General features: G+C 55.0%; 12 protein-coding genes. 7 read left to right on the top strand and 5 right to left on the bottom strand.

Annotation, left to right across the window (positions count from 1 at the left end; all coding sequences use genetic code 11):
• Nucleotides 1–3: 3 nt before the first annotated feature.
• From FHR99_RS06145 to FHR99_RS06135, 3 genes are read left to right on the top strand one after another with little or no spacing between them, the layout of a single operon-like run.
• Nucleotides 4–1,080 carry a phosphotransferase gene (locus FHR99_RS06145; protein ID WP_183409634.1) on the top strand — a complete coding sequence of 359 codons (1,077 nt, stop codon included), beginning with the start codon at nt 4–6 and terminating at the stop codon, nt 1,078–1,080.
• 22 nt (nt 1,081–1,102) lie between these two features.
• Entirely contained in the window at nt 1,103–2,302 is a 1,200-nt protein-coding gene (locus FHR99_RS06140) for an acyl-CoA dehydrogenase (protein WP_183409633.1), read from the top strand.
• Nucleotides 2,299–3,081 (top strand): 3-keto-disaccharide hydrolase, encoded by a 783-nt coding sequence (locus FHR99_RS06135; protein WP_183409632.1) that lies wholly within the window; start codon nt 2,299–2,301, stop codon nt 3,079–3,081. Before FHR99_RS06140 ends, FHR99_RS06135 begins: the two co-directional genes overlap by 4 nt.
• Here the strand turns inward: FHR99_RS06135 and FHR99_RS06130 are convergent.
• From FHR99_RS06130 to FHR99_RS06120, 3 genes are read right to left on the bottom strand one after another with little or no spacing between them, the layout of a single operon-like run.
• Nucleotides 3,078–5,273, bottom strand: coding sequence for a molybdopterin-containing oxidoreductase family protein (locus FHR99_RS06130; protein ID WP_183409631.1), 2,196 nt, complete (start codon nt 5,271–5,273; stop codon nt 3,078–3,080). The two genes, FHR99_RS06135 and FHR99_RS06130, sit on opposite strands and share 4 nt — an antisense overlap.
• Nucleotides 5,274–5,316: 43 nt before the next feature.
• Nucleotides 5,317–6,180, bottom strand: a complete 864-nt coding sequence (locus tag FHR99_RS06125) for a TIGR03619 family F420-dependent LLM class oxidoreductase (RefSeq protein ID WP_183409630.1) — start codon at nt 6,178–6,180, stop codon at nt 5,317–5,319.
• 9 nt (nt 6,181–6,189) lie between these two features.
• The gene (locus FHR99_RS06120; RefSeq protein WP_183409629.1) at nt 6,190–7,221 is read right to left on the bottom strand and encodes a medium chain dehydrogenase/reductase family protein; all 1,032 of its coding nucleotides are present in this window, start codon (nt 7,219–7,221) and stop codon (nt 6,190–6,192) included.
• 228 nt (nt 7,222–7,449) lie between these two features.
• Here FHR99_RS06120 and FHR99_RS06115 point away from each other — a divergent pair, with 228 nt between their 5' ends.
• The 4 genes from FHR99_RS06115 to FHR99_RS06100 all read left to right on the top strand — a co-directional run bounded on the left by FHR99_RS06115 (nt 7,450) and on the right by FHR99_RS06100 (nt 15,212).
• Nucleotides 7,450–8,709 (top strand): cytochrome P450, encoded by a 1,260-nt coding sequence (locus FHR99_RS06115; protein ID WP_183409628.1) that lies wholly within the window; start codon nt 7,450–7,452, stop codon nt 8,707–8,709.
• Between the two features lie 173 nt (nt 8,710–8,882).
• Nucleotides 8,883–10,325, top strand: coding sequence for an FAD-dependent oxidoreductase (locus FHR99_RS06110; RefSeq protein WP_343067419.1), 1,443 nt, complete (start codon nt 8,883–8,885; stop codon nt 10,323–10,325).
• A gap of 32 nt (nt 10,326–10,357) precedes the next feature.
• Nucleotides 10,358–12,949, top strand: a complete 2,592-nt coding sequence (locus FHR99_RS06105) for a TonB-dependent receptor (RefSeq protein WP_183409627.1) — start codon at nt 10,358–10,360, stop codon at nt 12,947–12,949.
• A gap of 16 nt (nt 12,950–12,965) precedes the next feature.
• Nucleotides 12,966–15,212 carry a TonB-dependent receptor gene (locus FHR99_RS06100; protein ID WP_183409626.1) on the top strand — a complete coding sequence of 749 codons (2,247 nt, stop codon included), beginning with the start codon at nt 12,966–12,968 and terminating at the stop codon, nt 15,210–15,212.
• A 3-nt stretch (nt 15,213–15,215) separates the two neighbouring features.
• Here the strand turns inward: FHR99_RS06100 and traF are convergent, their stop codons facing one another.
• Both traF and bcsG read right to left on the bottom strand, forming a co-directional pair.
• Nucleotides 15,216–16,397 carry a conjugal transfer protein TraF gene (traF, locus tag FHR99_RS06095; protein WP_183409625.1) on the bottom strand — a complete coding sequence of 394 codons (1,182 nt, stop codon included), beginning with the start codon at nt 16,395–16,397 and terminating at the stop codon, nt 15,216–15,218.
• Nucleotides 16,398–16,408: 11 nt separating this feature from the next.
• The gene (gene bcsG / locus FHR99_RS06090; protein WP_183409624.1) at nt 16,409–17,962 is read right to left on the bottom strand and encodes a cellulose biosynthesis protein BcsG; all 1,554 of its coding nucleotides are present in this window, start codon (nt 17,960–17,962) and stop codon (nt 16,409–16,411) included.
• Between the last annotated feature and the right edge of the window lie 14 nt (nt 17,963–17,976).

Raw genomic sequence — 17,976 nt, 5'->3', positions numbered from 1 at the left:
GGCATGGCTGATAAATTGGCCGGAACCTTTTCCGGCACGATGGCGGTTCAGGAAAAGCATCAGTTCAATGTTGCCAGCCTTGAGGCCTATATGCGCGAGCATGTGGAAGGCTTCAGTGGTGAACTGGAGGTGAGCCAGTTCAAGGGCGGGCAGTCCAACCCGACCTACAAGCTGTCGGCGGGCGGTAAGCACTACGTGCTGCGTCGCAAGCCGCCGGGTGAACTGCTCGCCTCGGCCCATGCGGTAGATCGTGAATACACGGTGATTACCGCGCTGGCAGAAACCGATGTGCCCGTTGCCAAAACCTACTGCTTGTGTGAAGACGAGTCCGTTATCGGTACCGCCTTCTACATTATGGATTGCGTGGAAGGGCGGGTGCTTTGGGATCCGGAATTGCCCGATCTCAGTCCGGGCGAACGCACGGCGATTTTCGAGGAAATGAATCGCGTTATTGCGGCGCTGCATAATGTCGATTACACAGCAATTGGTTTGGAAGATTACGGCAAGTCGGGCAACTATTTTGCCCGCCAGATAAGCCGTTGGACCAAGCAGTATAAAGCCTCGGAAACCGAAACCATTCCGGCGATGGAGCGATTGATTGAATGGCTTCCGGAAAACATTCCGCCCGGTGATGACTCCGCCATCGTGCACGGCGACTTTCGCCTGGATAACGTGATGTTGCACCCAACCGAACCGCGCATTGTCGCGGTGCTGGACTGGGAGTTGTCGACCCTCGGCCATCCGCTGGCAGACTTTGCTTACCACTGCATGACCTGGCATATCCCCAAGGGCGCGTTTCGCGGTCTCGCCGGCGTTGATCTGAAAGCCATCGGTATTCCCACGGAAGAGGAGCATATTCAGGCCTACTGCTCGCGCACCGGCAAGGATATCGATCCGAGCCATTGGGATTTTTATATGGCTTACAACATGTTCCGTCTGGCGGGCATTCTGCAGGGCATTATGGGCCGGGTGAAAGCCGGTACCGCCGCCAGCAAACAGGCCGAACAAATGGGTTCAGCGGTAATGCCGCTGGCAGAAATGGCGTGGCAACAGGTTGAAAAAATCAAGGCGCGCGGCTGAGATCGCACGCAGGGAGAATCGTATGAATTTTGAATACTCGGAAAAAACTCAGGAACTCATCGCGCGCGTCAGCGCCTTTATGGATGAGCATATCTACCCGAATGAGCAGCGTTTTATCGATGAAGTGAACACCGGCGATCGCTGGGAACACACGGCTGTTGTTGAAGAGCTCAAGGTAAAGGCCAAAGAGCTGGGCTTGTGGAACCTCTTCCTGCCGGAATCCGAACACGGCGCCGGGCTGACAAACCTGGAATACGCACCGCTGTGTGAACTGATGGGCCGCGTGTTATGGGCGCCGGAAGTGTTTAACTGCAATGCGCCGGATACTGGCAATATGGAAGTGCTGGCGCGCTACGGCACCGAAGAGCAGAAAAAGCAGTGGCTGGAGCCCTTGCTGGAAGGTGAAATTCGCTCCTGCTTCGCGATGACGGAACCGGCGGTAGCGTCATCAGATGCCACTAACATCGAAAGCTCCATCGTACGCGATGGTGATGAGTATGTGATCAACGGTCGCAAGTGGTGGTCCTCCGGTGGTAACGATCCGCGCTGCAAGATCTTTATTTTCATGGGCAAAACCGACCCGGAAAATGAAAACCGTCATCGCCAGCAATCCATGATTCTGGTGCCGCGGGATACTCCCGGAGTCACTGTGCTGCGCCACCTGCCGGTGTTTGGCTACGACGATGCGCCTCACGGTCACGCGGAAATTCTGTTTGAAAACGTGCGCGTTCCCGCCAGCAATATGCTGCTGGGCGAGGGCCGTGGTTTTGAAATTGCGCAAGGTCGCCTTGGTCCGGGCCGGATTCACCACTGCATGCGTTTGATTGGTCTGGCTGAGCGCGCACTGGAAAAAATGTGTGATCGCCTGAAAAACCGCGTCGCTTTCGGTAAGCCGGTTGCACTGCAAACCGTGTGGGCAGAGCGCATTGCCGAAGCTCGAATTATGATCGATCAAACTCGTTTTCTAGTACTGAATGCGGCCTGGAAAATGGACACGGTTGGCAACAAGGTTGCCGCAAAAGAGATCGGCATGATCAAAATTGCTGCGCCACAGATGGCCTGTCAGGTGATCGACTGGGCGATTCAGGCCCACGGCGGTGGTGGTGTGAGCGATGACTTCGGTCTAGCTTACGCCTACGCCATGGCGCGCACCCTGCGACTGGCGGACGGTCCCGACGAGGTTCACCGCAATCAGGTGGCCAAGATGGAATTGCGGGGATGAAACTGCGGTGGCTGGCAGCGCTCACGCTATGGCTCTGCTCGCTGCCGGCGTTTGCCGCCAATACCCTTTCTGATGAAGAAGTTGCGCAAGGCTGGCAACTTCTCTTCGACGGCCATTCCTTCGCGGGTTGGCGCAATTATAGCGCTGAGCCCGGTGCGCCGGTCGAAGGCTGGGAAATCGAAAACGGCAGCCTAAAAATGGTTCGCGCGGTTTCTGAATTCCGCTATGCGCTGAACTTTATCAACCCCTTCGTGGAACACCCCCTGCTCGATCTGATGACCGAGCAGACCTTTGAAAATTTTGAGCTCAGTATCGATTGGAAAATCTCGGAAGGCGGCAATAGCGGAATTTTCTATCTGATTCCCGACGACAACGAAGACCTGCCCTGGCGCTTGGGTGTGGAAATGCAGGTGCTGGATAATAAGCGCCATTCAGACGGCGCCATTCGCACGCATCGCGCCGGAGATTTGTATGATCTGGTCTCCAGTAGTGAGGATGCCGCGCTGCCGGTCGGAGAATGGAATACGGCGCGCATTCGGGTAGAGGGCTCGCGCCTAACTCACTGGCTGAATGACGTGAAGGTCGTTGAGATTGATCGCTGTAGCGAACGCTGGCGTAAGGCCGTTGCGCAGAGTAAGTTCACCAAGCGGGAAAACTATGGCATGGCGCGGCGTGGCCATATCCTGCTGCAGGACCACGGCGATCTGGTGTGGTATCGCGCCATCAAGCTGAAGCCTTTACCTGCGTCTGATGACGAGTTGCTTTGTCCCAGTCGCTAGTTCACCGCAACGGCAGAGCCTTCCGCTAATACCTTCAACTCGACGGCGAAACCCGTGAATTGAGCCATTCCGGATAGGGGTTCTATTTCATCGTGGCGGTCCGAGGCCAGTATGTTGGCGTTTACGCCGCGGGTTTTGCTGGCTACGCTCAGTCCACTGGCTTGCTGGTGTCCCCAGCCGTGGGGCAGGGCAACACTGCCGGGCATCATGTCGTCACTCAGGGCGGCCGGTAGAGTGACGGAGCCGACCGCGGTTTTCACTTCGACCATGCTGCCATCGTGGCAACCCAATCGCTCGGCATCGTCCGGATGCAGATACAGATAATTCGTCTGACGCTTGCCTTTGACGAAGGCTGTGTCGTTATGTGTCCAGCTGTTGTGGCTGAAGCGCTCGCGTTTGGTAATCAGGCGAAATTGCTTCTGCTCCTGTTTCGCCTTTTCAAAGCTGCGTTCCAGCCGACGTTCGGCAAGCTCGATAAAGGTGGGTGGTGCGAGATGTACCTTGCCATCGTCTGTGAGTACCCGCCTGCCGAGATAGGAGTTCCCTTCGATAATAGGCAGGGACTTACCGTGGGGATGTTTGCGCAGTGTCCTCAGCCCGCCCTGTTTACCCATGCGACTGATCAGTCCGAGCAGGCGCTCGGGCATGGGTGTCAATCGTTGGCCGATAAGGGGCAGTTTGCCTAAGGCTTCACCGGTATTGATGAGTGTTTGCAAGGCGTTTGATCCAAAGAAAGGCGCGTCACAAACTTTGGCCAGTTGTTGCATGATCCAGAGTTCGTCGCGACATTCTCCGGGTGGTGTGACCAGCCGATCGGTATATTGATACCAGGGCTGGGGCGACAGGCCCGACAGGCTGACAAAAGAAAAGGGGATATCCGGTCGCTCGGTAAAGTGGGTGCCGGGAAGAATGTAGTCGGCATACTCTGCGGTTTCGTTGCGCACAATGTCGATACTGACCAAGAGTTCTAACTGTTCCAGGGCTTTTGCCAGCTTGTCACTGTTGGTAGCCGTCAGCAGTGGGTTGCCTGACAGTACAAACATGGCGCGAACTTGATCCTCGCCCGGAGCCAGAATTTCATCGGCCATCAAGGCGGCGGGCAGGGCGCCCAGAAAATTACGGGTATTGCCGATCCGTGAATGAAACGCGTCTTTGTCCGCATCTTTGGTGGCCTTGCCGTAGTCAAAAATACCCAGCCCCATCAACGAGCCGCCGCTGCGGTCAAGATTGCCGGTTACCGCGTTGATCACTTCCAGTAACCAGAAGGCCAGCGTGCCGTTGCTTCCCTGATTAATGCCAGTGGACGCATAGAGCGCAGCGCCGTCGGCCTTCAGGTAGGCGTCGACGAGTTCGCGGAGCGCGCTTGCACTGATGCCGGTGACTTCGGCTTGACGCTCGGGCGCCCATTCGGCGCACAGAGATTGGAGTTGATCAAAGCCCGTCATATGCGCGTCGATTCGCTGTCGGTCAACGGCCTCGCGTGCAAGGACTTCGTGCAGAAATCCCAGTAGCATAAAAACGTCCGTATCCGGTCGGATAAAGACCTGCTCGCCAACGGCTTTGGCGGTTTCTGTGCGGCGCGGGTTGATATTAAAGACCTTGCCGCCACGCTGTTCTACCGCTTGCAGGCGACGGACCGGATCGGGCAAGTTGATAAAACTCATTTTTGAGATTGCGGGGTTGGCGCCGATCATAATCAGGCAGTTGAGCTTGTCGACATCCGGGAATGTCAGCGCCATGGGTGAACCGTAAAGATGCTGGCTCACCAGAAACTTGTTGTTACAGTCGAGGCTGCCGGTATTGTAGGTTTTGTGAGTATTCAGGCCCTGCGTGAAAGCCGTCCAGAAGATCGGCATCAGGGGGCTGAAACTGATGGGGTTGCCAAAGTAGGCACCGACCGACTCGTCGCCGTGGTCGCCGCGCAACTGTCGTATTTTTTCGCCGATTTCGCTCAGTGCCTGCTTCCAGCTAATGGGCTCAAAGCCGGTTGCAGTTTTCTTGAGCGGTGTGGTGAGCCGATCCGGCGTGGTGCGCATTTTTTCAATGCTAAGCCCTTTGATACAGGCAAAACCCTTTGACGCAACATGCTCGGTATCCGGTTCAACGTGAGTAATCTGATTGTTATCGACCGTCACAACAAGGCCGCACTGGTTTTCACAGATACGGCAGAAAGTGGTTTTGGTTTCGGACATTTTGCTGGCCTCTTGCGGGCGGTTTATTGTTGGCGATTCATGTTCAGCGTTGGATGTGGGCTTTGGCGAAATGCTCCATATCACGTAATTTTTCATCCAGTGTCATGGTGCTCGCCATGCCGTTTTCGTCGCAGAAGGCTTCGCGGTAAAGCATAGTCACGCCAAGCTCCCGGCAGCGTTCGAGATTGGCTTCGCTGTTGTCGTAGAGCCCGAGGGCGATATCGAAGGAATCCCAGGGCAGGCCTGCCTGCTCGCGAAAATGGCGAAGGGCTGGAATCAGCTTTTCAATATCATCCATCTCATGTTGAGCGCCGACCCAGCCATCGTTGCGAGCGGCTCGCTTCAGCGCCGCCTCGCTGAATCCGCCAATGCAGATGGGTAGTTCGTGCTTGAGCGCCGGTGACATCTGCAGGGCTGGGAACTGATAATAATCGCCGTCATAAGTCACCGAGTCACCGGTCCAGAGTTTTTTCATCACTTCAAGCATTTCGTCGCAGCGTTTGCCCCGATTGTGAAAGTTCTGGTTAACCAGCTCAAATTCCGATTTCTGCCAGCCTATACCGGCGCCCAGTATCAGTCGACCATTGCACAAGTTGGCCGCAGTGGAGATCAGTTTAGCTGCATGACAGGGATCGCGCAGGGGCAGTACATAAAGCGTATTGAGGAACTTGAGGGTGGTGGTGACCTGTGACAGTGCGCCAATCTGTACCCAGGGCTCGGGCCAGTGGGTCTCCGGATACCAGCGAATCTGGCTGTTTTTACTGTAGTCGTAGTGCTCGTATTGCTCGGCAAATGTGATCAGGTGTTCGCCGAGGGTGATGCCTTCGAAGCCGAGATCTTCGGCATGCTTGGCCAGTGTCGGTAGTTCGTCCATGTCGAGCATGGCCAAGCATTGCCAGAATTTCATCGCTGAGTCCTATTCTGTGAGTTGGCAGTCCAGTACAACCTTGCCTGCAATCTCTCCCTTGTCGATTTGTCGGTGCACTGCTGCTGCGTCGGTCAGGGGGCGGATGGCTGCGATGGCGGGGTTCAGGCGACCGGCTTTCAGCCACTGCATGAGCGTAGCCACATCTTCCTTGAATTCTTCCGGCTTCTTCTCGCGACGCGTGAGGATGTTGTAAAAACCGCTGTCTTTACCGTTCGGGAGCAATCTCCATAAAACCAGCAGTTTGAAGAAGCCGAACAAAAGCGAGGGGACTTTTTCTTCACCCGTCGTCAATTGCAGGGCGCCAAAGCCCACCAGTTTGCCGCCCTTGCCAAGACAGCGGTAGGAGCGCGACCAGTATTTTCCGCCAATGGTGTCGAATACGGCGTTGACTCCCTTGCCGCCCGTTTCTCTGGTGATGCGCTCGACGAAGTCTTCATTGTGATAGTCGATGGGTGTGGCACCAAAGTGTTCGAGCAGGCTGTGTTTGCCCTTGGAGGCGGTACCGTAGACCGTAAGCCCCATTTCTCGCGCCAGTTCCAACAGGGCGGTGCCCACGGCGCCGCCCGCGGCGTGAACCAGAATACTGTCGCCGGGTTTGAGGGTGCATTCGCGGGTCAGCATTTGGTAGGCGGTAGTGTAGGACAGAATCATGCACACCGCAGACGCCGGGTTCAGCCCCTCGGGACAGGGAATGGCCCGGTCTTCGCTGACGCAAAGATACTGGGTGTAGCCGCCAATTGCGGGCATATCGGCCACAAAATCGCCCACCTTGAAGCGGGTGACGCCTTCGCCAAGAGCATCCACAACTCCAAACCAGTCATAGCCCAGGGTAAACGGCGGCTTGTCTTTGACATCGACATACTGACCCTGACGGATAATCGTATCGGTGAAACCGGTGCCCGCGGCTAGCACTTTCACCCGGATCTCACCGGGCGCAGGCTCAGGAAGCGCCTGCTCAGTCACGACCTCCATATTCTCGGGGCCGCCAAAGGCTTTGAGGTCGATATGTTTCCACTGCATGGTCTAAACTTCCTGAAATGCCGTAATTGGGCGCAATCTAGGAAAGCTGGGCCGTTGGGTCAAAAGCTTTCTGATTACAAGACAGTAATGCATCTGTTTGACATAAAAACATTTTAACCAAAATGTTATGGGCAGTATGCTAGCGTGAGTTACCAAATCATTAAATAAGGGGTCATAGCGTTTCAAGCGCGAAAAGGCCTCGTTTATCACACTGGAAGGGAAGTAATTATGAGTCAATGTCCGTTTACCCACTTGCTGGACCTGGATGCCTACGTCAATGGCATGCCCTATGCGGAGCTGGGCAAGCTGCGCCAGCAGGGTTCCTTTGTAAAGTTTGATGACCCTGACAACGGAGTACCCTATTGGGCGGCGGTTAAGCGTGATGCGCTGGACTTTGTTTCTCAGAACCCGGATCTGTTCTCCTCGGCGGCTGAAGGCCCCTTTCCGATGGAAATGCCCCCTGAGCAAAAGGAAATCCAGGAGATTATGAACGAAAACTTCATTATCTCCATGGACCCGCCCAAGCACATGAAATACCGCAAGGTCGTGCGTGACGCGTTTACGCCTCGCGCCGTGGCGGCAATGGAGCCCTGGCTCCGCGAACAGGCGAAAAACATCATTGATCGCGTTGCGGCTAAAGGCGAGTGTGAGTTTGTAGAGGACGTTGCTGCGGAATTGCCCTTGATCGCTATTCTGGAGGTGTTGGGTGTGCCTCAGGAAGACCGCAAACAGTTCTTTGAGTGGACCAATGTCATGGCCTTTGCTGATGACCCGGATGTTGCAACGGGCCCGGATGAGGGTAACGCGGTGTCCATGGAAGTGATCATGTATGCCATGGAGCTTGCCAAAAAGCAGCGAGAGAACCCGACCAGTCAAGTGGTTCAGGCTTTGCTGGAAGGTGAGGTTGATGGCGTTAAAGTGACCGAAGAAATGTTCGCCTGGATGTTTATCCTGATTATGGTCGGTGGTAACGAGAGTACGCGTACCGCCACGGCGCACGGTATGCGTCTGTTGATGGAAAACCCGGATCAGTTGCAGCATCTGGTAGATCATCCCGAAGACATCCCGATGGCGGTCGAGGAAATGCTGCGCTACAACACAGCGTTCATCGCCATGCGCCGTACCGCAACTCAAGACATTGAATGGAACGGCTATAACTTCAAAAAGGGCGATAAGATCGTGTTGCACTACCATGCGGTTAATCACGACGAGGATGTGTTTGGTGACGATGCGATGAAGTTTGATATTCACCGCCACAAGCGTCATCAAGCGATCAATCGTGAGCACCGTGCCTTTGGTATTGGTGAGCACTTCTGCCTGGGTATGAATCTGGCTCGACTCGAACTGCGCATTATTTTCGAGGAAATGATTCCGCGCCTGCGTAACCCGAAGTTTGCCGGTGATATCACCTACATGCGTTCATTCTTTATCAACACGATCAAGGCGATGCCTATCACCTTCGATCCCGAGAAGCAGGCGGCCGCCTGATATCTCTGTGGCCCCGTCGCGCTGGCGATGGGGCTGCCCCCCTTTCCTTTGCATACTCTTCTTCAGTCTCACTCATTTGGCTTGCCTTGAAACATTTCACTGGAAATGTTTTAGTGGTATAGATAGACCCTCTTCTGCGTGATTGCGGATATAACGATAAAAGTGAGGCGATTGTGAGCGATATTGTCCCCCTGCGGGATATCCCCGAATTTGACCTGGCAACGGATGTGCTGGTTGCGGGTTTTGGTGGCGCCGGTGCCAGCGCGGCATTGGAGGCTCGCCGGGCCGGTGCCGAGGTGATGGTGCTGGAATCTTCCAGTGGCGGTGGCGGGTCTACCCAGATGTCTGCCTGCGAGATGTACCTCGGCGGTGGCACGGCCTTGCAGCATGATTTGGGTATTGAGGATTCGGTCGACAACTTTTACCGCTATTTAAAAGCCTGCTTCGGTGATAACTGCGACGAAGAGCGTCTCAAACTATTCTGCGAAGGTGCTGTCGAGCATTTCGACTGGGCAGAAAGCCTTGGCGTGCCCTATAAACGAGGCTTCTTCAGCGGCCGGGATGTGGTGGCTATGACCGGCGATTCGCTGCAGTACACCGGTAATGAGCGGGCCTGGCCTTTTACGGAGACCGCTGCGGCAGCGCCGCGCGGACATTTGCCGGCCGATGCCGATCACAGCGGCGGACTGGTGTTTATGGGACACCTGATGGAGCGTGTTCGAGAGTCTGGTGCTGATATCCGCTGCGATGCCCGTTTGACTGCTCTGGTGCAGGATGACCAGGGGCGCGTGGTTGGGGCCATTGCCCGCATCGACAACCGCGATGTGTCGATTGCAGCCACACGGGGCGTCGTGCTTTGTACCGGCGGTTTTATCATGAACGAGACCATGACCCGGAAGTACCTGCCAGATCTCGATTCAATTGCGACCCGGCACGGCAACCCCGGTGATCGGGGCGATGGCATTCGTCTGGGTCAGGCTGCCGGTGGCAACGTGATTAATATGGGCGAGGCCTTTGTCGGCATTGCTCATTATCCGCCGCCGCAGCTGACCTACGGCATCTTCGTGAATGAACAGGGCCAGCGCTTTGTGAATGAGGATGTGTACCTCGCCCGGCTGGGCCACTATGCGGTACAGCAGACGGGTGGCCGGGTTTATATGTTTATCGACAATCGCCACTTTGAGCGCCCTGCCTATCTAGAGGTGGATATTGTGGCCGTCGGCGAGAGTGTCGCGGAAGTCGAGTCGGAAGCGGGTTTTCCGGAGGGGGCGCTGCAGCATACAGTCGAGTTTTATAACCGCCATGCTGCAAAAGGCGAAGACCCTCTTTTTCATAAGGCCAAAGACTGGTTAATGCCACTCGACTGCGCTCCTTTTGCTCTTGTCAGCTACGCGCTCGACCAGATACGGCCACCGGTATTTACCCTGGGTGGGCTGGAGGTTCGACCCACCGGCGAAGTGCTGCGCCCGGATGGCAGTGAGATTTCAGGTTTGTACGGAGCTGGTCGCACTGTTGCCGGTATTCCCAGAACGTCTGCCGGTTATGCCAGTGGCATGTCGGTTGCCGATGTTACCTTTTTCGGGCGTTTGGCAGGTCGGCAGGCGGCTGCAAACTGAGAACAGAAAATCCGCAAACAGGGGCTAGGATAATGATAAAAGCAGGTGCTCGCTGGTTACTCGTAGTAACTCTCCTTGGACTTCCCGCGTCGTTGCCAGCAATCGCAGCAGAACGCCAAGGTACGGCCCTGGAAGAGGTTATTGTTACCGCTAGGCGGCGGGCTGAAAATATTCAGGAAACACCGATTGCGGTCAGTGCTTTGTCTGGTGATGATTTGCGCGAGCGAGGTCTGGGTAATGTGCAGGATCTCGCCAAGGTGGTCCCCAGTCTGGAGGTTATGAAGAATCGCTCGAGCGCTATTTTTATTCGTGGGGTTGGAGAGCGCACAGGTTTTGCCCGGGTCGACCCAGCGGTCGGTGTCTATCTCGATGATCTGTTTTTACCGCGTGCTGACGGCCAACTTCTGGATACCGTAGACGTGTCGAGTATTCAGGTGTTGCGCGGGCCGCAAGGAACCCTGTTTGGTAAGAATACGACCGGCGGCGCCATGGTTATGTCTCTGCTAAAGCCCTCTGACACCGTTGAAGGATATCTGGACGTTGGCATGGGAAATCGAGGTTTGCGCCGCGCTAAAGCCAGTATCAACTTTCCGATTACCGACCACTTGTTTATGAAGATCGCGGCCAATACGATCAAGGATGACGGCTATATTGAAGATGAGCTGGTGGGAACAACGCGCGGCGGTGACAACGATCGTCAATCGCTGATCACCCAGTTGCGCTGGGATATCAGCTCCACCATGAGTCTAGATGCCTTTGCCTATTATGGCCGCGTGAACGAGCAGATTGCGACGGATCACTGTAATGTGATTAACGAAAACTCTCTGTTTATGCGGGGGCTTTATATTATGTGGGCGGGGGATACGGACCCACAAAACCCGCGAGCGTTTAAAGAAAACTGTGAATCAAACTCCCGAGAGGTGCAGGGTGATTTCAATACGCGGATCGGTCCTAATCCCTATATGAAGCGCGATCTGGAGTCGGCAGTGGTGGCGGGCACTCTGCAGTGGGAGTTAAGCGAGTACCACACGATCAAGGCAGTGATGGGCTTACGTGGTGCGGAAAAAGGACCTCAGTGGCTGGGCGATAACGACGGCGGTCCGGCAAAGTATAGTGAGTCCTACGGTGTCTCGTTTCTCGATCCTGACCAGAAGAGTCAGCGCGATTCACTAAGCCTGGAGCTGCAGTTCAACGGTTCTACCCAGTCTGAGAACCTTTCTTACACGCTGGGCCTGTTTGGAATGCGGGAAACAAATGAAGAACCCTTTTCTCTGTTTACCGCGCTTGCGGGGCTGGATCTTGAAAATCTTAGCAAACTGGCCACCTCACAGGCACCTGGTCCAACGACGAATCCGGCGGGGACGACGCCGATGGTCGGAACACTAACTCCCATTTCCTATTCCCAATTCGGGCTGGAAAATATCACCTTTGCGGCGTTTGGGCAGGCCTCCTGGCACCTTACCGACTTGTGGGAGGTCACGGCCGGTGTCCGTTATACCTCGGAAAAGCGTTCTTCCGATCTGACGGTCTACCAGTCGGATGTCGACGCGGTTTCCCAGCGCTTGGCCACAAGTGGGTTTTTTGGGCCCGGCGCGGGTGGTTTCAATCCCTTTAATGGAACGTGGGCCGGTATTCCAGGCTTGGGTGATCCTGTCACTATCGCCAATTCGTTGTTTCCTGATACCAATGGCGACGGCTTGCCCGATTATCCCTTTGATCTTGCCAACCCTCGCTATTACGAGCGCTCTGAAACCTTTTCCAAAACCACGCCGATGGGCTCCCTTTCCTACAGTTTTAGCGATGGTTTGCTGGACAGCGCAGGGCTGGACTCGGGATTGTTTTACCTCACCTGGAGTTTTGGATTTAAATCCGGATTCTTCGAACCGCGTGGTATTGATGGGCTGGAACGCGTCGAACCGGAAACCGTTGAAAATCGCGAACTAGGCTTGAAGCTGGAAGCGCTCAACCGGTCATTGCGCGTCAACCTTGCTGCGTACTCCATGGATTTTGATGAGATGCAGCTAATTCAGGTAAAACAGGACTCGGCAGGCAACAATGCGGTCATTTTCCAAAACGCCGGGGCCTCTAGTATTGTCGGTGGAGAAATTGAGGTGCAGTGGATACCCGTGCCTTCGCTGAACATCAATTTTGCCTACAGTAATAACAACTATTCCTATGAAGATTACAAGGATGCCGACCTGTTTACTCAGGCCATCGGTCAGGGCGTCGTGTTGAACGATCGCTCTGACGAACCGTTTCAGGTATCACCCCAGGACAACGCATCGATCGGCATCCAGTACACCGCCGAGACTGGCGTAGGTCGAATTACGCCGCGGCTGGATGTGCGCTATCGGAGTGAGCGTTATTTTGGTATCGATAATACGGCCTATGACGCCTATCGACGTGACCCGCTTGCCAGTGGTGACGAGCCATTCACCGTGGTCGATATGCGCCTGGGGTGGGAAAACCCTGAGGGCAGTACCGCCGTAACTCTGTATGTTAATAACGCCTTTGACGAGCGTTATCTAAGTAATTCCGGTGGTGTGGGAGATTCCATTGGCACCAATACCGGTTCACTGGCACCGCCGCGCAGCTACGGGGTCGATGTGCGATGGGTTTATTGAAGTCGAGGTAATAACAATGAAACGTAGTACGCTGGGAGTGTTTGCCATTTTTGGTTGGGCCGCCTTGTGTCATGGGGAGAGTCAGGCTCAGGGCAGTGCACCGGCTTTGGAGGAAGTGCTGGTCACGGCCGAGAAAAAGGAAGCCTCGCTGCAAGATACGCCCATTTCCCTGTCGGCCTTTAACAGTGAAGACATCGAAAAGCTGGGTATCAGTAATCTGGCGGATATTCAGTTCAGTGTGCCGAATATGGCCATGCGGCAGTTTCCCAATTCCCAGTCCTCGCTGCGGGTGTTTATTCGCGGAATCGGAAATAACGATGTACAAATCACGCAGGATCCTGCGGTGGGTGTGTATATCGATGGGGTGTATGTATCGCGCTCGTCCGGGCTCGCCAACAAGATCGTTGATCCGGCACGTATTGAAGTTCTGCGCGGGCCGCAAGGGACGCTTTATGGGCGCAATGCGACGGGCGGAGCGATCAATATTATTCCGCGTGCGCCCAGTGGCGATTTTGGCTGGAAGCAGAGTTTTACCTACGGCAACTACGAGCGTCGCGAAGTAAAGACCGATATTGATTTGCCGGAAATCGCTGGCTTGAGTGCGAAATTGGGTTATGTCTACAGCGAGCGCGACGGCTGGGTGGAAAATCTCGGTGAAGGACCGGATTTTGGTGATGAGCGCAAGCAGGGCGCTCGACTGGCGTTGCGATACGATCTGTCAGATACGGTGACCGTCGATTACGCCTACGATTATACCGACAACGATATCGGAACCTTTTACTACCAGACCATCGGTCGTCCCAATGCGGGCTTTGAAGATGTAACGTGGTCTGAAGATTTCATTGATGCGGTCAAACCACGCAAACCGATTGACGACAGTGGTCTTCGGGTCAAAGGTCAAAGTTTGATTGTGAACTGGGATTTTAGCGAGACACTGCAGTTAAAGTCGTTGACCGGCTATCGGGAAATGGACGAATGGATTTATCAGGATTACGGCGCCAACCCGAACACAGACCGCCTGTTTGCCAACGATCCTTTCGAAACCTCGCATCGCCAGTTCAGTCAGGAGTTTCAGATCACCGGTACAGCGTGGGATCAACAGCTCTCTTTTGTCGCGGGGCTGTATTACTTTGAAGAGGCGGGCAGGGAGTTCACCACGGATTTTATAGCCTTGGCAGCCGAAACCTTCAGCGGACCCTTGCCGCTACCAATATCAGCATTTGCCGAGCCGGTGGAAGAAGAGTTACAGACGCGAACGACCCGAGCGGAAAATGAAGCCTCGGCTATTTTCGGTCAGCTGACCTACAGTCCTGTCTGGCTCGATAATCGCTGGCATTTCACACTTGGGTTGCGTAAAACCGAGGACACGCGCTATGTAAATGGTGATCGCCAGAATGGTTTCTGGGGCGTGGTATTTGGCGGCGAAGATTTTGAGAGCGTTGAAACTGAATCCGAGTATTCCAATACCAGCCCGGCCTTTACCGTGGCCTGGGATGCGCGCGATCACCTCAACCTCTACGTCAAATATGTAGAGGGTTATCGCACGGGAGGTTATACCGGACGAGGCGTCAGTCGTCAGAGTCTAACGACGCCCATTGGTGAAGAGACCGTGGCCAACACGGAATTGGGTATCAAGTCAGAGTGGTTTGATCGTCGGGTTCGGTTTAACGCAGCGCTTTTTCAGAGCGACTATGAAGACATCCAGTTGAGCTTTGCGACTCAAGGTAATCCCGCAGATGTGGTGGTGTTCAACGCGGGTAAAGCATCGATCAAGGGCTTGGAAGCCGATATCACCGCCATGTTGTTGCACGATCTGATGCTAAACCTGAATTACGCAGTGCTCGACACCGAAGTTGAGGAGGTTATTAACCCTAACACTGGCGCAAATGACGCGGAAGGTTATTCACTGCCGAGCGCGCCGGATTCCAGTTATACAATTGACCTAACTTATACACCCTATCTCTGGGGCACTGTCAGCCTGTTGGCCAATATCAATTATTCCTGGCGCGACAGCCAGTGGCCGGCAGCGGATTCCGGTGTCATCACCGACGCCGAAATTGCAGACTATGGCTTATTGAATGCCAGACTCGGGCTGCGAGATCTCGAGGCCTTTGGCGGCACCATGGCCGTATCCCTGTGGGGCAAGAATCTGGGAGATGAGGAATACCAGCTGGACATTATCGGCGCCTTTCCCTGGTCAACTCGGGTAGGCGCCTTTGGTGAGCCGCGCAGTTATGGCGTCGATCTTAGTCTGCAGTTTTAAGTCTTACGCGTCGTCGCGCTTCCAGAAGGGGAAGCGCACTTGAATCGAACCACCAAACTCGCGCTCGTCGGCATAGATCAAGGCCATATTGATGGCGGCACCATTTTCCCAGTGATAGCCCGCGCCCAGCGACAGGGAGTCGCTGTCGCGGCCTTCAATGATGGCTTCCACGCCGGCACTGAGGTGCCAGCGTCGATTGAGGCGATACTGACCACTCAATCGCACGCGTTGTTCATCGTCCAGCAGGCCATAGCGGCGCTGGCTGGGCACAATATCCCAGTCCAGTGAGCCGAGGCTGCGATCGCCGGTGTACGCGAGACCGACTGCGACACCCGGGTGTTGGCGGTATTCGGTGCCTGCCTTGCTGGTGTAGGACTTGCTATTCAAGGATTTGACTACCAGTGAGCTGTACCAGTAACGCGTCCATTGTTTGTAGATGCCGACGTCGGCGTTGATATGGTGTTCGGTTTCGATGTTGCGTTCGAACTCGTCGAGGGTGATTTCCTCGTAGTCGTCGATTTCAATGGCTTTGTCGAGTAGCCGAACACCCTGATATTTTAGCGTGATGCCTACCCGCGTGTTTTCAAAGCGTTCCCAGTTGTGCGAGAGATTAATGCCAATATCGCTGATGGCGATGCCTTGAATAATGATTCGGGATTCAAGGTCAGGGCGTTGCGCAATGCCGAGTATCGGAGCGGTGCGCAGGCGGTTGGCATCCTCCGGGTCGTAGCGGAAGGCTGTGGCAAGGCGGCTGACAACCGAACTAACCAGTGTCAGGTCAAGGCGTTCAACGGGCAGTGACACGGCGCTTATATTGCCGCCAGACAAGGTGAACAGCTTGCCATCCATGCGCTCAAAAATTGCAATTTGCCGCTCAAAGTCGGTTGGGAACAGCAATCGCTCCTGCGATAGTCGTTCCAGTCTCTCGCCTTCTTCCTCGGCGTCTTCAAAATCGTCCAGCAGGCGCTGTTGGTCGTTAAAGTAACCGCCGCCGGCCGAGTTCAGCACAAAGCGATAGCGGGGCGAGCTGGCATGCACGGCGGCCGGGTTTGATAGAAACGAGGAAACATCGGTCTGTGAAGCCAGGCCGAGCAATTGGGTGTCGAGGGTTGTTTGCGCCATTGCCGCACCCGTCCACAACGCGGTGAACAGGGCGGGCAGGGCCTTGAGGTGAGGTATTGTCATCAGTTCGGAATTTAGTTGGCGGGATAAGCCGACCAAGTGCGCTCATCGAGCGTCACATAGTCAGTGCCGTCAACCTCCATCACTGTGCTGCCTTCATTCTGTGAAACACGACGTGTGCGAGGAAGGTTGCTGACCAGAGAGGCCGGCGTATAACTCTCCGCCTGAAATGGCTGCTGCTGAATGACATTGTTGATCAGTACAGACAGGGCCAGATGGCTGGTCTGGGCGGTCACGCGGGCCACAGGGCCGCGACGTTTTGCGCCAATCAGGCGGGCTGCTACCGGTACATGGGTGATGCTGTGAGCCGGAATCTCGCGCATGCCCGGCAACTGCATACGGTCGCCGCGCAGGCCGGCGCCGTGTTCCGGCACAATCAGCAGGAGCGTATTTTGCTCGCTGTTTTCCAGTGTTTTGATGAATTGAGAGAGCTGGTCCAGAAAGGCGCTAGCGCGCAGGCGATAGCTTTCGTTGCCGACCGCTTTCTGGCCGATGATCCGGTTTCCGTCGTGGAGAGAGACGGTGTTATAGAACGCAAATTCATTGCGATCGCGCTGCGAGCGTTGTTGGTGCCAGCGCATCAGAATTTCCAGATCATCAAAGATGGGCGTCCCGTCAAATGACTTCTGGGCAATGCGGATATCCGTGTGGGGTTCCAGTTCAGCGTCAAAACCTGACTGGTCATTGATGAAGCTGAGGAAGTTATCAAAGGCACCGTCATGGTTCATCATCAGTACGGGTTCGAACTGCGCGAGTTGGGTGGCTAGCTGACATTTGGGGTAGCGGTCGCTAAATAGCTCGCTGTGCGGCTTTTGTCCGCAGCTGGCATTGAGCAGACGGATGACCGCCGGTCCGCTGTAGGAAGTGGCGGCATTAAAGCGGTCAAAGACGATATCGAATTGCTCAAAGAGAGGGTGGTTCGATAGGCCAATCATGTTCAGGTCGTCCCAGCCAAGGGAGCAGACGCTTAACACTAAAATATCAAAGTCAGCATCGTCGGCGATACTTTGAATCGGCTCGCGTCGCTGGCTTTCCATATCGAAAAACTCGGCCAGTGATGCATTCAGAGCTTGGTCTGACGTCAGTTCTATGGCGCGTTGCTCTGTGCCATTTGAGGCGGCTACCTGCTGAACACTGGCGTCATCTGCGCCTAGCATGTTGAGAATGTTGGTCTTGTCTACCAGTACGCACACCGCGAGAAAAGCGACGACAACACCGGGTTCAATAAAGCGCAAAAAGTACTGATAGGCGAGCGCAATTAGGCCGGTTGTGAGCAACATCGGCCAGGCCAGCGTGCCGAGCCAGGTCATGAAACCGCCACCCTGTTCCGCTGGCAGGAAGAAGGGAGGCAGAAGATTTTCAAAATACATCAGGCCGATGGCGACGACGACACCGACCAGCTGTTGGGCCTTGGCGGCTCCCGCATATTGGGTTTTTATCAGCAAGAAAAGGGCGAGGGCAAGGTTGGCAATCAGAATAAAGCCGGCCAAATCCTGAAAGTAGAGCGCGATCTTGGCTGCGAAATAGACATTCCACCAGCCTAGCGCTTTTACGTGCTTGAATTCCATGCTGCCCCTGTAAA

Source organism: Litorivivens lipolytica, from assembly GCF_014191715.1.
In the GTDB taxonomy this organism is placed as follows: domain Bacteria; phylum Pseudomonadota; class Gammaproteobacteria; order Pseudomonadales; family Spongiibacteraceae; genus Litorivivens; species Litorivivens lipolytica.
This window is presented reverse-complemented; position numbering and strand designations above follow the sequence as displayed.